Genomic DNA, 13,933 nt, shown 5'->3' on the forward strand with positions numbered 1-13,933 from the left:
TGTCCAAGGTCGCGCTTGTTGCCTGCATGCGCAAGCTCCTAACCATGCTCAATGCCATGGTCAAAACCAACACGCCTTGGGACGATTCACTTCATCGGGCTTGACTCGGAAGACGGTTACTCAGTCGTGTTTCAGTCCGTCGATCACGTCCAGCAACGCCTGCCGCAACGCGATGACGTCGACGGTTGCGCCCGGCTTGGCCGCCCCACGCGCATCGATGGCCTGCGCGTCGGATTCGGCTGGCTCCGCCGCGGCCCGCTCGCTGCCCGGCGAATCGAGCCGGTTGCGCGCGCCGTTGATCGTGAAGCCCTGCTCGTACAGCAATTCGCGAATCCGCCGGATCAGCAGCACTTCGTGATGCTGGTAATACCGCCGGTTGCCGCGCCGCTTCACCGGCCGCAGTTGAGTGAATTCCTGTTCCCAGTAACGCAGCACATGTGGTTTGACCCCGCACAGTTCGCTGACTTCGCCGATCGTGAAGTAGCGCTTCGCGGGAATCGGAGGCAAGACGACTTTCTCAACCGTGGTGGTCATCGTCGGTTAACCGTCGGTAAAGGGTGCGCGGCGGCCGCGCGGGGCGTGGGCGCGCGTCTTACTCCGCGCCGTTTTCGACCAGCGCCTTCAGCTTCTGGCTCGCGTGGAAGGTTACCACCCGGCGGGCCGCGATCGGAATCGCCTCGCCCGTCTTCGGATTGCGGCCCGGACGCTGCGGCTTGTCGCGCAACTGGAAATTGCCGAACCCCGACAGCTTGACGCTTTCACCGTTTTCGAGCGCGTCGCGGATCACTTCGAAAAACGCCTCGACCATGTCCTTCGCTTCACGCTTGTTCAGCCCGACGCTGTCGAACAGCAACTCCGCCAGTTCCGCCTTCGTCAGCGTCGGCGTCTCGGTGGACGCCGGCGCCGAAGCGTCGCGGTTCATCGCGCTGCGTTGCGCCGTCAGGAGGGCTTCGAATTCACTCGAGGTCATGTCGTTCATATCTGCCATACAGCGCGTTGAATCAAAACTTACGATGGAAAAAAGCCGCCCGCGAACGGGCGGGCCCTCTCCTTAGCCGCGCAGGCGCGCCCCGGCGCGAGCCATCCGCTCGACCAGCGTCTGAATCGCCTGGTCGACGACCTCGTCCTGCAGCGTGCCAGCCGCATCCTGCAGCGTCACGCGGAAGGCAAGGCTCTTCTCGTTCGCGGCAAGACCACCGGAAGTATTTGATTTTGCACGAAATTCGTCGAAGAGTACAACCTTCTGAACGAATCGGCAGGCCTCTTCGGCAAGCGCCTTCTTCATTTCGTCGAAAAGTGCCTGAACCTCGACCGCCTGATCGACGACAACGGCGATATCGCGACGGACCGGCGGGAATTTCGACACGTCGGTCGGCGCGGGCAGCGCACGGGCGATCAGCGCGTCCGCGTCAATCTCGAACATCACCGGCGGGTGCGGCAGCTCATATTTCTGCATCAGGCGCGGATGCAACTCGCCGATCCAGCCGACCGCGCGGCCATCGATTTCGATGCGTGCGCCGCGGCCCGGATGAAGGGCCGGATGCTCGGCCTTCACGAAACGCGCAACCGCCGGCGCGAGCAGCGCTTCGAGATCGCCCTTCACGTCGAAGAAATCGACCGCGCGGGTCGTCACGCCCCACTGCTCGTCGAGTGCCGGACCGTACGCCAGCGCGCCGACGCGCTTGGGCTGCGCATGGCCTTCGACCGCCAGCTCGCCGGCCTTCACCGACGGATCGGCGACGAACACGCGCCCCGATTCGAACACGCGCACGCGATCGGCACGACGGTTCAGGTTGTGGCGCAGCACGGCGATCAGGCTGCCGAACAGCGTCGTACGCATCACCGAGAGCTGGCTCGCGATCGGGTTCAGCAGGCGGATCGGGTTGTCGTTGCCCGCGAAATCGTGCTCCCACTCCGCATCGACGAAGCTGAAGTTGACGGTTTCCGCGTAGTCGCGCGCGGCCAGCGCGTGACGGATGTCGTGGATCGACCGCCGCGTCTCGTGGGTCGCGCGCATTTCGCTCGTCGCGACCGGCGGCCGGGCCGGGATCTTCTCGAAGCCGTAGATGCGCGCCACTTCCTCGATCAAGTCTTCCTCGATCTCGATGTCGAAGCGATGCGACGGCGGCGTGACGAGGAACGCGTCGCCTTCACGCTCGAACGGCAGGCCGAGGCGCGTGAAGATGTCCGCGATCTCGTCGGCGTCGATCTTCACGCCGATGATGCGGTTCGCGCGCGACACACGCATCTTCACCGGCGCGCGCTGCGGCAGGTTCACCGCCTGATCGTCGACCGGGCCGGCCTTGCCGCCGCAGATCTCGAGAATCAGCTGCGTGATGCGCTCGACGTGCTCGACGGTCGTCGCGTAATCGACGCCGCGCTCGAAGCGATGCGCCGCATCGGTCGAGAAGTTGTACTTGCGCGCGCGGCCGCGGATGCTGTCCGGCCACCAGAACGCGGCTTCCAGATAGATATTGGTCGTATCGAGCGTGACGGCCGTGCTGTCGCCGCCCATGATGCCGGCCAGGCTTTCGACCTGACGGTCGTCCGCGATCACGCCGACCGTTTCGTCGAGTTCGACCGTATTGCCGTTGAGCAGCTTCAGCGATTCGCCGCGCTTGCCCCAGCGCACTTCGATGCCGCCGTGGATCTTGTCGAGATCGAACACGTGCGACGGGCGGCCGAGTTCGAACATCACGTAGTTCGAGATGTCGACGAGCGCGGACACGCTGCGCTGGCCCGAACGCTCGAGGCGCTCGACCATCCACTGCGGCGTCTTCGCATGCGCGTTCACGCCGCGGATCACGCGGCCCGAGAAGCGGCCGCACAGATCGGGCGCGGCGATGCGCACGGGCAGTGTTTCGTCGAGCTCGACGTTCACCGGGCGAATGTCGACCGGCGTCAGCGGTGCGCCGGTGATCGCGGCCGTCTCGCGGGCGATACCGAACACCGACAGGCAGTCGGCCTTGTTCGGCGTCAGCTTGATTTCGAAGATCGTGTCGTCGAGATTGAGGGTCTCGCGGATGTCCTGACCGACCGGCGTGTCTTCCGGCAGGATCAGCAGCCCGCTGTGATCCTCGGACAACTTCAGCTCGCGCGCCGAGCACAGCATCCCCTGGCTCTCCACGCCGCGCAGCTTCGACAGCTTGATCGCGAACGGCTTGCCGCCCTCTTCCGCCGGCGGCAGTTCCGCACCGACCAGCGCGACCGGCACCTTGATGCCGGGCGCCACGTTCGGCGCGCCGCACACGATGTTCAGCGTCGCGCCGGTGCCGGCGTCGACCTGGCAGACATTGAGCTTGTCCGCATCCGGATGCTTGACGACTTCGAGCACGCGGCCCACGACGATCTTCGACGTCGGCGGCGCAGCCTTGCTCAGCGATTCGACTTCGAGCCCCGCCATCGTCAGCGCGTGCGACAGCTCGTCGGTCGTCAGCTGCGGGTCGACAAAGGTTCTCAACCAGGATTCAGGGAATTGCATGGATGTCTACGTTCGAAACAGGTTAGATCGACGCCCGGGCCCCGTCGGAAACGTCCATCGGGGGCGTGCTCGGGCACAGGTCGGCGCGGCGAGCGGCGTTATGCGAACTGGCGCAGGAAACGCAAGTCGTTCTCGAAGAACAACCGGAGATCCTGAACGCCGTAGCGCAGCATCGTCAGCCGCTCGAGGCCGCTGCCAAACGCAAAACCGATGTAGCGCTCGGGGTCGAGGCCCATGTTGCGGATCACGGTCGGATGCACCTGCCCCGAGCCGGAAATTTCGAGCCACTTGCCGGCGTTCTTGCCTTGCTCGAACATCATGTCGATCTCGGCCGACGGTTCCGTGAACGGGAAATACGACGGACGGAAGCGCACGAGGATGTCGTCGCGCTCGAAGAATTTTTTCAGGAAGTCGGTATAGACGCCCTTGAGGTCGGCGAAGCTGATGTTTTCGTCGATCCACAGCCCCTCGACCTGATTGAACATCGGCGAGTGGGTCGCATCGCTGTCGACGCGATACGTGCGGCCCGGCGCGATCACCTTGATCGGCGGACGGTTCATGCGCGCGTAACGCACCTGCATCGGGCTCGTGTGCGTGCGCAGCAGCAGCTGGCGGCCGTCGGCATCCTTGCCTTCGACGTAGAAGGTGTCCTGCATCGAACGCGCCGGATGGTTCTCCGGGCTGTTCAGCGACGTGAAGTTGTACCAGTCGGTCTCGATTTCGGGGCCGTCGGCCACGTCGAAACCGATCGAGCCGAAAATCTGTTCGACCCGCTCCCACGTGCGCATCACGGGGTGCAGGCTGCCGGCGCCGGCGCCGCGGCCGGGCAACGTCACGTCGATCGCTTCGGCAGTGAGGCGCTGATTCAGCAACGCGTCGGCCAGGGCCTGGCGACGGGCGGTGAGCGCGGCTTCAACCTGCTGCTTCGCGACGTTGATGCGGGCGCCTTCGGTCTTGCGTGCTTCGGGATCGAGCTTGCCGAGGCCCTTCAGCAACTCGGTCAGCGCACCCGATTTGCCGAGAAATCGTGCTTTCTCGTTTTCGAGCGTGGTGATGTCGGCAGCCTGTTCGAAGGACTGCTGCGCGTCGGCGACAATCTGGTCCAGATCCATAGATCCCATCATTTCCAACGTCATTCGGTCTTGGCGAGCGAAACCGCCCACCAAACAAAAAAGGGGCTCGGAAGAGCCCCGTTTTCGCTGCAGCGGCCGAGACTACCGGAACCTCGCTGCAACTAACCACGCAGTGCTAATTTCGCAATTAGGCTGCAACGGCGGCTTTCACCTGCTTGACGATCGCAGCAAAAGCAGCCTTGTCGAACACCGCCATGTCGGCCAGCACCTTACGGTCGAGTTCGATCGACGCCTTCTTCAGGCCGTTGATGAACACGCTGTAGGTCATGTCGTGCTGGCGAACTGCCGCGTTGATACGCGTGATCCACAGTGCGCGGAACACACGCTTCTTGTTGCGGCGATCGCGGTACGCGTACTGACCAGCGCGCATCACCGCCTGCTTGGCGATGCGGTAGACGTTATTGCGGCGGCCGCGATAACCCTTGGCCAGGTTGATGATCTTCTTGTGGCGGGCCCGTGCGGTTACCCCACGTTTGACTCGAGGCATGTTTCTCTCCTTGGAGTATCAGTTGAGGGGTTACGCGAACGGGAGCATCGCGCGGACGGAGTTCAGATCGGAATCATGAACTGCCGTTGCGCCGCGCAGATGGCGCTTGTTCTTCGTGGTTTTCTTGGTCAGGATGTGGCGCTTGAAGGCTTGACCGCGCTTGACGGTACCGCCCGGACGCACCACGAAGCGCTTTGCAGCGCTCTTCTTGGTCTTCATCTTAGGCATGACGAACAACTCCAGTTTATTAGATGGCGATGGGTGTGCGGTTGGCTTGCGCCCTTGACCCGCCCTTCGAAACCCAGTCCACTTGTGTACGGCGACCCGCTTGCGCAGCCGCCGTCATTGTTGGCGCGCCGCCCTGACCGGGCAACGCGCCGAACCACTGTCGAACCTGCGCGCGACGCGCGCGGGCCCGTTACTTCTTTTTCTTCGGCGAGAGCACCATGATCATCTGGCGCCCTTCCATCTTCGGCATCTGCTCGACCTGGCCGACTTCCTCGAGATCCGTGCGCAGACGTTCGAGCATCCGCATACCGATTTCCTGGTGAGCCATTTCACGGCCGCGGAAACGCAACGTGATCTTCGTCTTGTCGCCCTCTTCGAGGAAGCGCACGAGATTGCGGAGCTTGACGTTGTAATCCCCGTCATCGGTACCCGGGCGGAACTTGACTTCCTTGACCTGGATGACCTTCTGCTTCAGCTTCGCTTCGTGCTGCTTCTTCGATTCCTGGTACTTGAACTTGCCGTAATCCATCAGACGGCAAACCGGCGGCACCGCTTGCGGCGCGATTTCCACCAGGTCAACATCCAGTTCTTCCGATTTACGGAAAGCGTCAGCGAGTTTTACGATACCGAGCGGTTCGTTCTCGATCCCGACCAGGCGCACTTCCGGCGCAGTGATTTCACCGTTGATGCGGTGCGACGACTTATCAGTAGCGATGTTACGTTTCCTCTAAAAATTAAAAAAACGAGCCGCGCTGCCAGGGCGGTTACTTGAACGAGCGCAGGTCTTCCTGCAGACGCTCAACGAAGGCTTCGACCGGCATTACGCCAAGATCGACGCCGCCACGGGCACGCACGGCTACCGTTTGCGCATCACGCTCCTTATCGCCCACGACGAGGAGATAAGGCACCTTTTCCAGCGTGTGCTCGCGTATTTTATAGCTAATCTTCTCGTTGCGCAAATCGGCCGCCACTCTAACCCCTTGTTTTTGCAACGATTGGGCCAGAGACTGCGCATATTCGGCCTGACTTTCGGCGATATTGAGCACAATTGCCTGATACGGCGCGAGCCAGACCGGCATTGCACCAGCATGGTGCTCGATCAAAATGCCGAGGAAACGCTCCATCGAACCGACGATCGCGCGGTGCAGCATCACCGGCCGGCGGCGGCTGTTGTCTTCCGCGACGTATTCGGCACCCAGGCGCTCCGGCAGCACCATGTCGAGCTGAAGCGTGCCGCACTGCCACGAGCGGCCGAGCGCGTCCTTGATGTGGTACTCGATCTTCGGGCCGTAGAACGCGCCCTCACCCGGCAACTCTTCCCACGTGAGACCACAAGCCGTCAGCGCGTCGCGCAAACCTTGCTCGGCACGATCCCAGGTCTCGTCCGTACCGGCACGCTGATCGGGGCGCAGCGACAGCTTGATGTCGATGTGATCGAAACCGAAATCCTTGTACACGCTCATGGCCAGCGTGTTGAACGCGATCGATTCCGAGATGAATTGATCTTCCGTACAGAAGATGTGCGCATCGTCCTGCACGAAGCCGCGCACGCGCATCAGGCCGTGCAGCGCGCCCGACGCCTCGTTGCGGTGGCACGAGCCGAATTCCGCGTAACGCAGCGGCAGATCGCGGTACGAACGCAGGCCGTGCTTGAACACCTGGACGTGCCCCGGACAGTTCATCGGCTTGATCGCGTAGTCGCGCTTCTCCGACTCCGTCGTGAACATGTTCTCGCGATAGTTCTGCCAGTGGCCCGACGCTTCCCACAGCGAGCGGTCCATGATCATCGGCGTCTTGATCTCGAGATAGCCGGCCTCGTTGACGCGGCGGCGCATGTACTGCTCGACCTGCTGCCACAGCGCCCAGCCCTTCGGATGCCAGAACACCATGCCCGGCGACTCTTCCTGCATGTGGAACAGGTCGAGCTGCTTGCCCAGCTTGCGGTGGTCGCGCTTTTCCGCTTCCTCGAGCATGCGCAGGTACTGGTCCTGGTCTTCCTTCTTCGTCCAGGCCGTGCCGTAGATGCGCTGCAGCTGCTCGTTCTTCGAATCGCCGCGCCAGTACGCGCCCGCGACCTTCATCAGCTTGAAGACCTTCAGCTTGCCGGTGGAGGGCACGTGCGGGCCGCGGCACAGATCGGTGAAGCCGCCGTGCGAGTACAGCTTGATTTCGTCGCTTTGCGGAATCGATTCGATGATCTCGGCCTTGTACTTCTCGCCGATGCTGCGGAAATAACCGGCCGCCTCGTCGCGCGACACGACACGGCGCGTGACCGGCTCGTCCTTCTTCGCGAGTTCCTGCATGCGCTTTTCGATCTTTTCGAGATCTTCCGGCGTAAACGGGCGGTTGTACGAGAAGTCGTAATAGAAACCGTTGTCGATCACCGGACCGATCGTCACCTGCGCGTCCGGATACAGCTCCTTCACCGCATACGCGAGCAAGTGGGCGGTCGAGTGGCGGATGATGTCGAGGCCGTCGGCATCCTTGTCCGTGACGATCGCGAGCGACGCGTCGCGGTCGATCACCGTCGACGTATCGACGAGCTCGCCATCGAGCTTGCCACCAAGCGCAGCCTTCGCAAGGCCGGGACCGATCGAGGCCGCAACCTCGGCAACTGTCACCGGATGCTCGTATTGTCGAACTGAGCCGTCAGGCAAGCGTATCGAAACCATAGCAATCTCCGTGATGCCGACAGTGGGCGGCAGACCAGGTACGCGAGATCGAACTCACGCGTGAAAAATTCGCGACAAAAAAAATGCGGCCCCGCTTTCGAGGGGCCGCATTCGATACTTCACTCAAACTGAAAGGGCGAAAACGTTCCTCGACTAGCGTCGCTCCGAAGTGGTTTCGGTCAACGTTCGCGGTGTCATAACCGTATTCGCCTTGTTCGCGTTGAGTTGTGTACTGCATCGAACACCCGGAGGCCGGGCATTCTCAATTCGTTGGTAGGCTCGATTGGACTCGAACCAACGACCCCCACCATGTCAAGGTGGTGCTCTAACCAGCTGAGCTACGAGCCTAGAGAAGCTAAGATTATATGGAGCCGTTACGGGCTTGGCAAGTGTTTTTATGCGGTCGCAGCAAAATAACGCGGCTCCAACCCCATCACACCTTCCGCCCCGCCCGCACGACGCCCTGCACCTCGCCGAGCAGCGTACATGCGCGCTGCACCTGCGCCGAATTCGATACCTCGACCGTGAACTGCATGAATGCCGCATTGCGGCGGCTCTGCGTCTTCACGCCCACGACGTTGATCTTTTCGCGTGCGAACACTTCGGAGATATCGCGCAGCAACCCTTGCCGGTCGCTCGCCTCGATCATCAGGTCGACCGGATAGACGGACGCGCCGCGCCCGCCCAGCACGTCGGCCGACCAGGTCGTCTGCAGCACGCGTTCCGGCGCACGCTCGACCATCCGGCGAAACGTCGGGCAGTCGGTGCGGTGGATCGACATCCCCTTGCCGCGCGTGACGAAACCGCTGATCGGATCGGGCGGCGCCGGACGGCAGCAGCGCGCCAGTTGCGTCAGCAACGCGTCGACGCCGACCACCAGCACGCCGGTCGACGCGCCGTGCGCGACGCTCGCGCCGCTGCTGCGCTTCTCGAAATCGGCCGGCGCCTCGGGCGCCGGTTCCGGCGGCGGTGCGTCGGACAACGCGTGCTCGACGTTACGCAGGCTGAATTCTTCCTTGCCGACGACCGAGAACAGCTCCTCGGGCGACTTGAAGCCGAGCTTCGCGGCGAGGTTGTCCAGGTTGACCGACGTCTTGCCCTCGCGCTGCAGCGTCTTTTCGACCAGCGCGCGACCATGCGCGACGTTTTCTTCCTGCTCGATCGAGTTGAACCACGCGCGCACCTTCTGCCGTGCACGCGGGCTCTTCAGGTAACCGAGCTGCAGGTTCAGCCAGTCGCGCGACGGGCCGCCTTCCTTCACCGCGACGATCTCGACCGTCTGGCCGTTCGCGAGCGACGTGTTCAGCGGCACCATCACGCCGTCGACGCGCGCGCCACGGCAGCGATGGCCGAGCTCGCTGTGCAGGTGATACGCGAAATCGACCGGCGTCGCGCCCTGCGGCAGCGCGATCACGCGCGCCTGCGGCGTCAGCACGTAAATGTGATCGTCGTCGAGCGACGTCTCGCGCAATTGCGCCCACGCCTGGTCGCCCGACACTTCGGTGCCGTCCTCGACGTCGTCCTTCCACGCGAGCAACTGGCGCAGCCACGCAATCTTCTCGTCGTACTTGTCGCTCGCCGAGAACTGGCCGCCATAGCCACGCGCGCCGGCCTCCTTGTAGCGCCAGTGCGCGGCAACGCCGTACTCGGCGAAGCGATGCATCTCCTGCGTGCGGATCTGCACTTCGAACGCACGGCCGTCGTCGCCGATCACGACCGTATGCAGCGACTTGTAGCCGTTCGGCTTCGGCCGCGAGATGTAGTCGTCGAATTCCTTCGGCACCGGCTGCCACAGGTGATGCACGATGCCGAGCACCGCGTAGCAATCCTTGATGTCGGGCACGATCACGCGAAACGCGCGCACGTCGTACAGCTCGGAGAAATCGAGCTCCTTGCCGCGCATCTTGCGCCAGATGCTGTAGATATGCTTCGGCCGGCCGCTCACGTCGGCCTGGATATGCGCTTCCGCGAGCTCGTGCTGCAGCCGCGCGATCGCCTGCGTGACGTACGCCTCGCGCTCGATGCGCTTTTCGTCGAGCAGCTTCGCGATCCGCTTGTAGGTGACGGGATCCTCGAAGCGGAACGCGAGATCCTCGAGCTCCCACTTCAGTTGCCAGATACCGAGACGGTTCGCGAGCGGCGCATAGATCTCGAGCGTCTCGCGCGCGACGTCGGGCGGCGGATCGAGCTTCGCGGCCGCGTAATAGCGCAGCGACTGCAACCGCGACGCGAGCCGGATCAGCACCACGCGGATGTCCTGCGCGAAGGCGAGCAGCATCTTGCGCAGCGCCTCGATCTGCGTGCGCCGCTCTTCCGCCGCGTCGCGCCCGGAGTCGGGCTTTGCGTTCTGCGCGGCGCGCAGGCTCACGGTACCGAGCCGCAACAGCTTGCGCACGTCGGACACGAGCCGCGCGACCTCGTCGCCGAAACGCTCGGTCAGCTCGCGCTCGGGGTCGCTCAGGTGCGGCGTCAGCACGAACAGCGCGGCGGCCTGCATCGCGGACGGATCGACGTTCAGCGTGCGCATGATCGCCGCCGTGCCCGCCGAGTGGTCGGCGAGCAGCTCGCCCGACGACAGGCGCGCGTCGCCGGCCCGCTCGCGCACGAACGCGAGCACGTCGTCGAACGACGGCGCCGCGACGGGAGAGGCGGAAACGGATTCGGTCATTGCACGGCCTGCCGGAATACGGTCATCGTCGGATAACGCTCAGCTCCGCTGCGCGGCGACGACCACGATCTCGACGAGCAGCGCCGGATCGGCGAGCTTCGCCTCGACGGTGGCGCGCGGCGGCGTGTTGCCCGGCGCGACCCATGCATCCCACTCCGCATTCATGCCTTCGAAGTTCGCGAGATCCGAGATGTAGATCTGCACCGACAGCAGATGCGCCTTGTCGCTGTTCGCTTCGGCGAGCAGGCGATCGATGTGGCCGAGCACTTCGCGCGTCTGGCCGCGGATGTCCTGCGTGGTGTCTTCGGCGATCTGGCCGGCCAGATACACGGTGCCGTTGTGGATCGCGGTTTCGGAGAGCCGGGCCCCGACGTGGTGACGAATGACTGCCATGAAAATGTTCCGGTCGTGATGAGTGAGGAATCGGACGGCGGCACGGCCCGCGTGCCGCCGAACCGCATATTATGACGCGTTTATGCGTCGCCTTCGACGAAAAACCGCCGCGCGAGCGCAATCTGGTCGGCGCTGACGAAGGCGGGCGCGTGGCCCGCGCCCGGAATCTCGACCTGCGTCACATGGCGGCCGCGGCGAACCATTTCGGCCGCCGTCTCGCGCGACAGCAAGTCGGACGTCTCGCCACGCACGACGAGCAGCGTCGCATCGGTCGCCTCGATCGCGTGCCACAGCGCGGCTTCGCCGAGTGCGGCCAGTTCGGGCGTCGTGGCCTTGAACGGCTCGGCGATGCGCGGGTCGTAGCGCATCGTCCAGCCGCCTTCGGGCAGCTCGTGCAGCAGCGGCCCGTTGATCTCGCGCCACTCGTCGGCGCTCAGCGCGCCGAACGGCAGCGACAGCGACGTCAGGTAGTCGATCCCCTCCTGCTCGGTCGCAAAGCGCGGCTGCACGCCGAGGTATTCGCCGATACGCGTCAGCGAATCGGGCTCGATGCGCGGGCCGACGTCGTTGACGATCATCCGGCGCACCGGCGAACCGGGCAGCCCGGCCAGCGCCATGCCGATCAGGCCGCCCATCGACGTGCCGAACCAGTCGACCGATTCGACGTCGAGCCGCGCAATCAGCGTCACCATGTCGGCCACGTACTGCGGAATCGCATAGTGCCGCGGATCGGCCAGCCGGTCCGATTGGCCGCGCCCGACGACATCGGGGCAGACGACGCGATACGTATCGGACAGCGCGGCGGCAAGCCGGTCGAAATCGCGTCCGGAGCGGGTCAGGCCGTGCACGCAGACGAGCACGCGCGGATTCGCGGGATCGCCCCACTCGGTATAGGCGACGTGGTGAAGGCCGGCCGCGCTCGCACACTGCACGCGCCGCTGGCGGGGAACCGGGGGATTCGCTGGGGTCGTTGGCATCGTTGGCATCCTGTCGAACGGGGGCGACGCGCGGGACAACGCCTGCGGCGCCCGATGCAAACGATTGTAAACCGCTTCGGAATGACGGGCCGCGACGCGCCCGGCCCACCATCCGGAACGGGTTCAATCGTGGCGGCGCCACGCGTGACGCAACTGCTCGCGCAGGAAATCGACGAACGTCCGCACGCGCAACGACACGTGACGGCCGCCGGGATAGACGGCATGCAACGGCGCGGCGGGCGCCTCGAAGGCCGGCAGCACGCGCACGAGCCGACCGGCGTCGAGATCGGCGCCGACGTCCCAGATCGACTTCAACGCAATGCCCGCGCCTTCGAGCGCCAGCGTGCGCGCCGCGCCGCCGTCGTTCGTCAGCAGCGTGGCCGTCACCTCGACCGCCACGTCACCTTGCGCGCCGTCGAACCGCCATTCGGCACGCGGCTGATCGCCCATCACAATGCATCGGTGTGCACGGAGCTCGGCCGGATGGGCCGGCCAACCGTGCGCCGCGAGATAGCCCGGCGACGCGCACAGCACGCGATGATTCGGCGCCAGCTCGCGCGCGATCATCGTCGAATCGGCCAGATTGCCGATCCGCACGGCGACGTCGATATCGGCTGCCAGCAGATCGACGACCGTATCGGTCAGCATCAGCTGCACGGTCAATTGCGGATGTCGCTGCTGAAATGCCGCAATGAGCGGCGCGATCCGCAGGCGGCCAAGTTCGCCGGGCGCCGTCACGCGCAGCACGCCGCTGACCGTGCCACGGCGATCGCGCATCAGCGTTTCGGCATGCTCGACCTCGGCCAGGATGCGCAGCACCTGCGCATGAAACTGCGCACCGTCGTCGGTGAGCGTCTGCTGCCGCGTCGTCCGGTGCAGCAGGCGCACGCCGAGTCGCGACTCGAGATGCGCGAGCCGCTTGCTGACGACCGACAACGACAGGTCGAGTTCGCGCGCCGCCGCCGACAGGCTGCCGGCCGACACGATCCGCGCGAAGGTATCGAGCGCCGGGAAATCGTCGATCAGCGTCATGGCGTGCACCTCGCCAAAACCTTTCCTTTTTTCGAATAATCCATTCGCATTTTGCCAGTATTTGCATGCATAACGGAAACCTACCATACCTGTTCCGCGTCGTCGCACGACGCCTTCACAGGACCCTCGAAACCATGTCGATCCGCCTTCGTTCGGCCGCCCGCCCCCTCGCGCACGCATTCGCGGCAGCCGCCTGCGTCGTGGCGCTCTGGCCCGCCGCTTCCCGTGCCGCCGACCTCGTCGCACCGCACAGCCTGACCGTCGCGGCAGGCTTGCCGGCCGCGCAGGCCCGCGCGCAAATCCTGGCCGCGCGCCGCTACGGCACCTTCTGGAATACCGGCGACCCTGCGCTGGCTCGCGCGGCGCTCGCCGCCGACTTCACCGACCGAACGCTGCCGCCCGGCCGCGAACAAGGCGTACCGGGGCCGCTCGCGGCCTCGGGCACGATGCGCGACGCGATCCCGGACCTGCGCTGTGACATCGAACAGATGATCGTCGCGGGCGACCGGGTCGTCGTGCACCTGCATTTCCGCGGGCATTTCACCGGCGCTTTCAACGGAACGGCGGGGCGCGGACAGGCGATCGACTTCATCGCGACCGATATCTACCGGATCGACCAGGGCCGGATCGCGGAAAACTGGCACATCGAGGACAACCTGACGCTGATGCGTCAGCTCGGGCTCGTCGGCTGACGGAGGGAACGATGACTCACGGCAACCACCCTCCCGCGACGCCGCTGCCGCGCCGCACGTTCCTGGCCCAGGCCGGCGCCGGGCTCGCGGCCGGCGTCGCGGCGGCCGCAGGCGCCTCCCTGCCGGCAACCGCCGCGCCAACGGCGGCGCTCGCCGCACCGGGCGCCACG

General features: G+C 64.7%; 13 protein-coding genes, 1 tRNA gene and 1 pseudogene. 2 read left to right on the forward strand and 13 right to left on the reverse strand.

Translation table 11 applies throughout. The features are described 5' to 3' along the window. A pseudogene (locus MMB92_RS33675) lies at nucleotides 1–104 on the forward strand (IS110 family transposase); the annotation flags it as partial. 16 nt (nucleotides 105–120) lie between these two features. Here MMB92_RS33675 and MMB92_RS33680 read toward each other — a convergent pair. From MMB92_RS33680 to MMB92_RS33740, 13 genes are all read right to left on the reverse strand, one after another. Further along, a complete protein-coding gene (locus tag MMB92_RS33680) occupies nucleotides 121–534 on the reverse strand; it encodes a MerR family transcriptional regulator (RefSeq protein WP_111442620.1) in 414 nt (137 codons plus the stop codon). Nucleotides 535–592: 58 nt separating this feature from the next. Then, nucleotides 593–979, reverse strand: coding sequence for an integration host factor subunit alpha (locus tag MMB92_RS33685; RefSeq protein ID WP_006486093.1), 387 nt, complete (start codon nucleotides 977–979; stop codon nucleotides 593–595). 72 nt (nucleotides 980–1,051) lie between these two features. Then, nucleotides 1,052–3,481, reverse strand: coding sequence for a phenylalanine--tRNA ligase subunit beta (gene pheT / locus MMB92_RS33690; RefSeq protein WP_277563229.1), 2,430 nt, complete (start codon nucleotides 3,479–3,481; stop codon nucleotides 1,052–1,054). Nucleotides 3,482–3,579: 98 nt separating this feature from the next. Beyond that, on the reverse strand, nucleotides 3,580–4,593 hold the full coding sequence (gene pheS, locus MMB92_RS33695; protein WP_006486107.1) for a phenylalanine--tRNA ligase subunit alpha: 1,014 nt from the start codon (nucleotides 4,591–4,593) through the stop codon (nucleotides 3,580–3,582). A gap of 148 nt (nucleotides 4,594–4,741) precedes the next feature. Next, the gene (rplT, locus tag MMB92_RS33700; RefSeq protein WP_004192938.1) at nucleotides 4,742–5,101 is read right to left on the reverse strand and encodes a 50S ribosomal protein L20; all 360 of its coding nucleotides are present in this window, start codon (nucleotides 5,099–5,101) and stop codon (nucleotides 4,742–4,744) included. 30 nt (nucleotides 5,102–5,131) lie between these two features. Next, nucleotides 5,132–5,329 (reverse strand): 50S ribosomal protein L35, encoded by a 198-nt coding sequence (gene rpmI, locus MMB92_RS33705; protein ID WP_004191477.1) that lies wholly within the window; start codon nucleotides 5,327–5,329, stop codon nucleotides 5,132–5,134. Nucleotides 5,330–5,519: 190 nt separating this feature from the next. Continuing rightward, nucleotides 5,520–6,044: a translation initiation factor IF-3 gene (gene infC / locus MMB92_RS33710; RefSeq protein ID WP_071734130.1), complete on the reverse strand. Its 525-nt coding sequence runs from the start codon at nucleotides 6,042–6,044 to the stop codon at nucleotides 5,520–5,522. A 49-nt stretch (nucleotides 6,045–6,093) separates the two neighbouring features. Further along, a complete protein-coding gene (thrS, locus tag MMB92_RS33715) occupies nucleotides 6,094–8,001 on the reverse strand; it encodes a threonine--tRNA ligase (RefSeq protein WP_034200662.1) in 1,908 nt (635 codons plus the stop codon). Nucleotides 8,002–8,272: 271 nt separating this feature from the next. Then, nucleotides 8,273–8,349, reverse strand: a tRNA-Val gene (locus MMB92_RS33720). Between the two features lie 85 nt (nucleotides 8,350–8,434). Continuing rightward, nucleotides 8,435–10,669: a bifunctional (p)ppGpp synthetase/guanosine-3',5'-bis(diphosphate) 3'-pyrophosphohydrolase gene (locus MMB92_RS33725; RefSeq protein ID WP_006486099.1), complete on the reverse strand. Its 2,235-nt coding sequence runs from the start codon at nucleotides 10,667–10,669 to the stop codon at nucleotides 8,435–8,437. A 39-nt stretch (nucleotides 10,670–10,708) separates the two neighbouring features. Next, nucleotides 10,709–11,062, reverse strand: coding sequence for a RidA family protein (locus MMB92_RS33730; RefSeq protein ID WP_006486103.1), 354 nt, complete (start codon nucleotides 11,060–11,062; stop codon nucleotides 10,709–10,711). Between the two features lie 80 nt (nucleotides 11,063–11,142). Next, complete coding sequence (locus MMB92_RS33735) at nucleotides 11,143–12,039, reverse strand: alpha/beta hydrolase (protein ID WP_012492553.1); 897 nt, start codon at nucleotides 12,037–12,039, stop codon at nucleotides 11,143–11,145. Nucleotides 12,040–12,162: 123 nt separating this feature from the next. Further along, a complete protein-coding gene (locus tag MMB92_RS33740) occupies nucleotides 12,163–13,071 on the reverse strand; it encodes a LysR family transcriptional regulator (protein ID WP_006495363.1) in 909 nt (302 codons plus the stop codon). A 134-nt stretch (nucleotides 13,072–13,205) separates the two neighbouring features. On the opposite strand from MMB92_RS33740, the gene MMB92_RS33745 reads away from it, so the two are divergent. Continuing rightward, nucleotides 13,206–13,763 carry an ester cyclase gene (locus MMB92_RS33745; protein ID WP_006486092.1) on the forward strand — a complete coding sequence of 186 codons (558 nt, stop codon included), beginning with the start codon at nucleotides 13,206–13,208 and terminating at the stop codon, nucleotides 13,761–13,763. Nucleotides 13,764–13,933: the final 170 nt, after the last annotated feature.

This window comes from Burkholderia sp. IO2 (assembly GCF_029522185.1).
In the GTDB taxonomy this organism is placed as follows: Bacteria; Pseudomonadota; Gammaproteobacteria; order Burkholderiales; family Burkholderiaceae; genus Burkholderia; species Burkholderia cenocepacia.

Bases quoted from the DNA above. Each gene is read 5' to 3' on its own strand.
- MMB92_RS33685 (WP_006486093.1), bottom strand. From the start codon at position 979: ATGAACGACATGACCTCGAGTGAATTCGAAGCCCTCCTGACGGCGCAA.
- rpmI (WP_004191477.1), bottom strand. From the start codon at position 5,329: ATGCCTAAGATGAAGACCAAGAAGAGCGCTGCAAAGCGCTTCGTGGTG.
- MMB92_RS33730 (WP_006486103.1), bottom strand. From the start codon at position 11,062: ATGGCAGTCATTCGTCACCACGTCGGGGCCCGGCTCTCCGAAACCGCG.
- MMB92_RS33735 (WP_012492553.1), bottom strand. From the start codon at position 12,039: ATGCCAACGACCCCAGCGAATCCCCCGGTTCCCCGCCAGCGGCGCGTG.
- MMB92_RS33680 (WP_111442620.1), bottom strand. From the start codon at position 534: ATGACCACCACGGTTGAGAAAGTCGTCTTGCCTCCGATTCCCGCGAAG.
- thrS (WP_034200662.1), bottom strand. From the start codon at position 8,001: ATGGTTTCGATACGCTTGCCTGACGGCTCAGTTCGACAATACGAGCAT.
- pheS (WP_006486107.1), bottom strand. From the start codon at position 4,593: ATGGATCTGGACCAGATTGTCGCCGACGCGCAGCAGTCCTTCGAACAG.
- pheT (WP_277563229.1), bottom strand. From the start codon at position 3,481: ATGCAATTCCCTGAATCCTGGTTGAGAACCTTTGTCGACCCGCAGCTG.
- MMB92_RS33745 (WP_006486092.1), top strand. From the start codon at position 13,206: ATGTCGATCCGCCTTCGTTCGGCCGCCCGCCCCCTCGCGCACGCATTC.
- rplT (WP_004192938.1), bottom strand. From the start codon at position 5,101: ATGCCTCGAGTCAAACGTGGGGTAACCGCACGGGCCCGCCACAAGAAG.
- MMB92_RS33725 (WP_006486099.1), bottom strand. From the start codon at position 10,669: ATGACCGAATCCGTTTCCGCCTCTCCCGTCGCGGCGCCGTCGTTCGAC.
- MMB92_RS33740 (WP_006495363.1), bottom strand. From the start codon at position 13,071: ATGACGCTGATCGACGATTTCCCGGCGCTCGATACCTTCGCGCGGATC.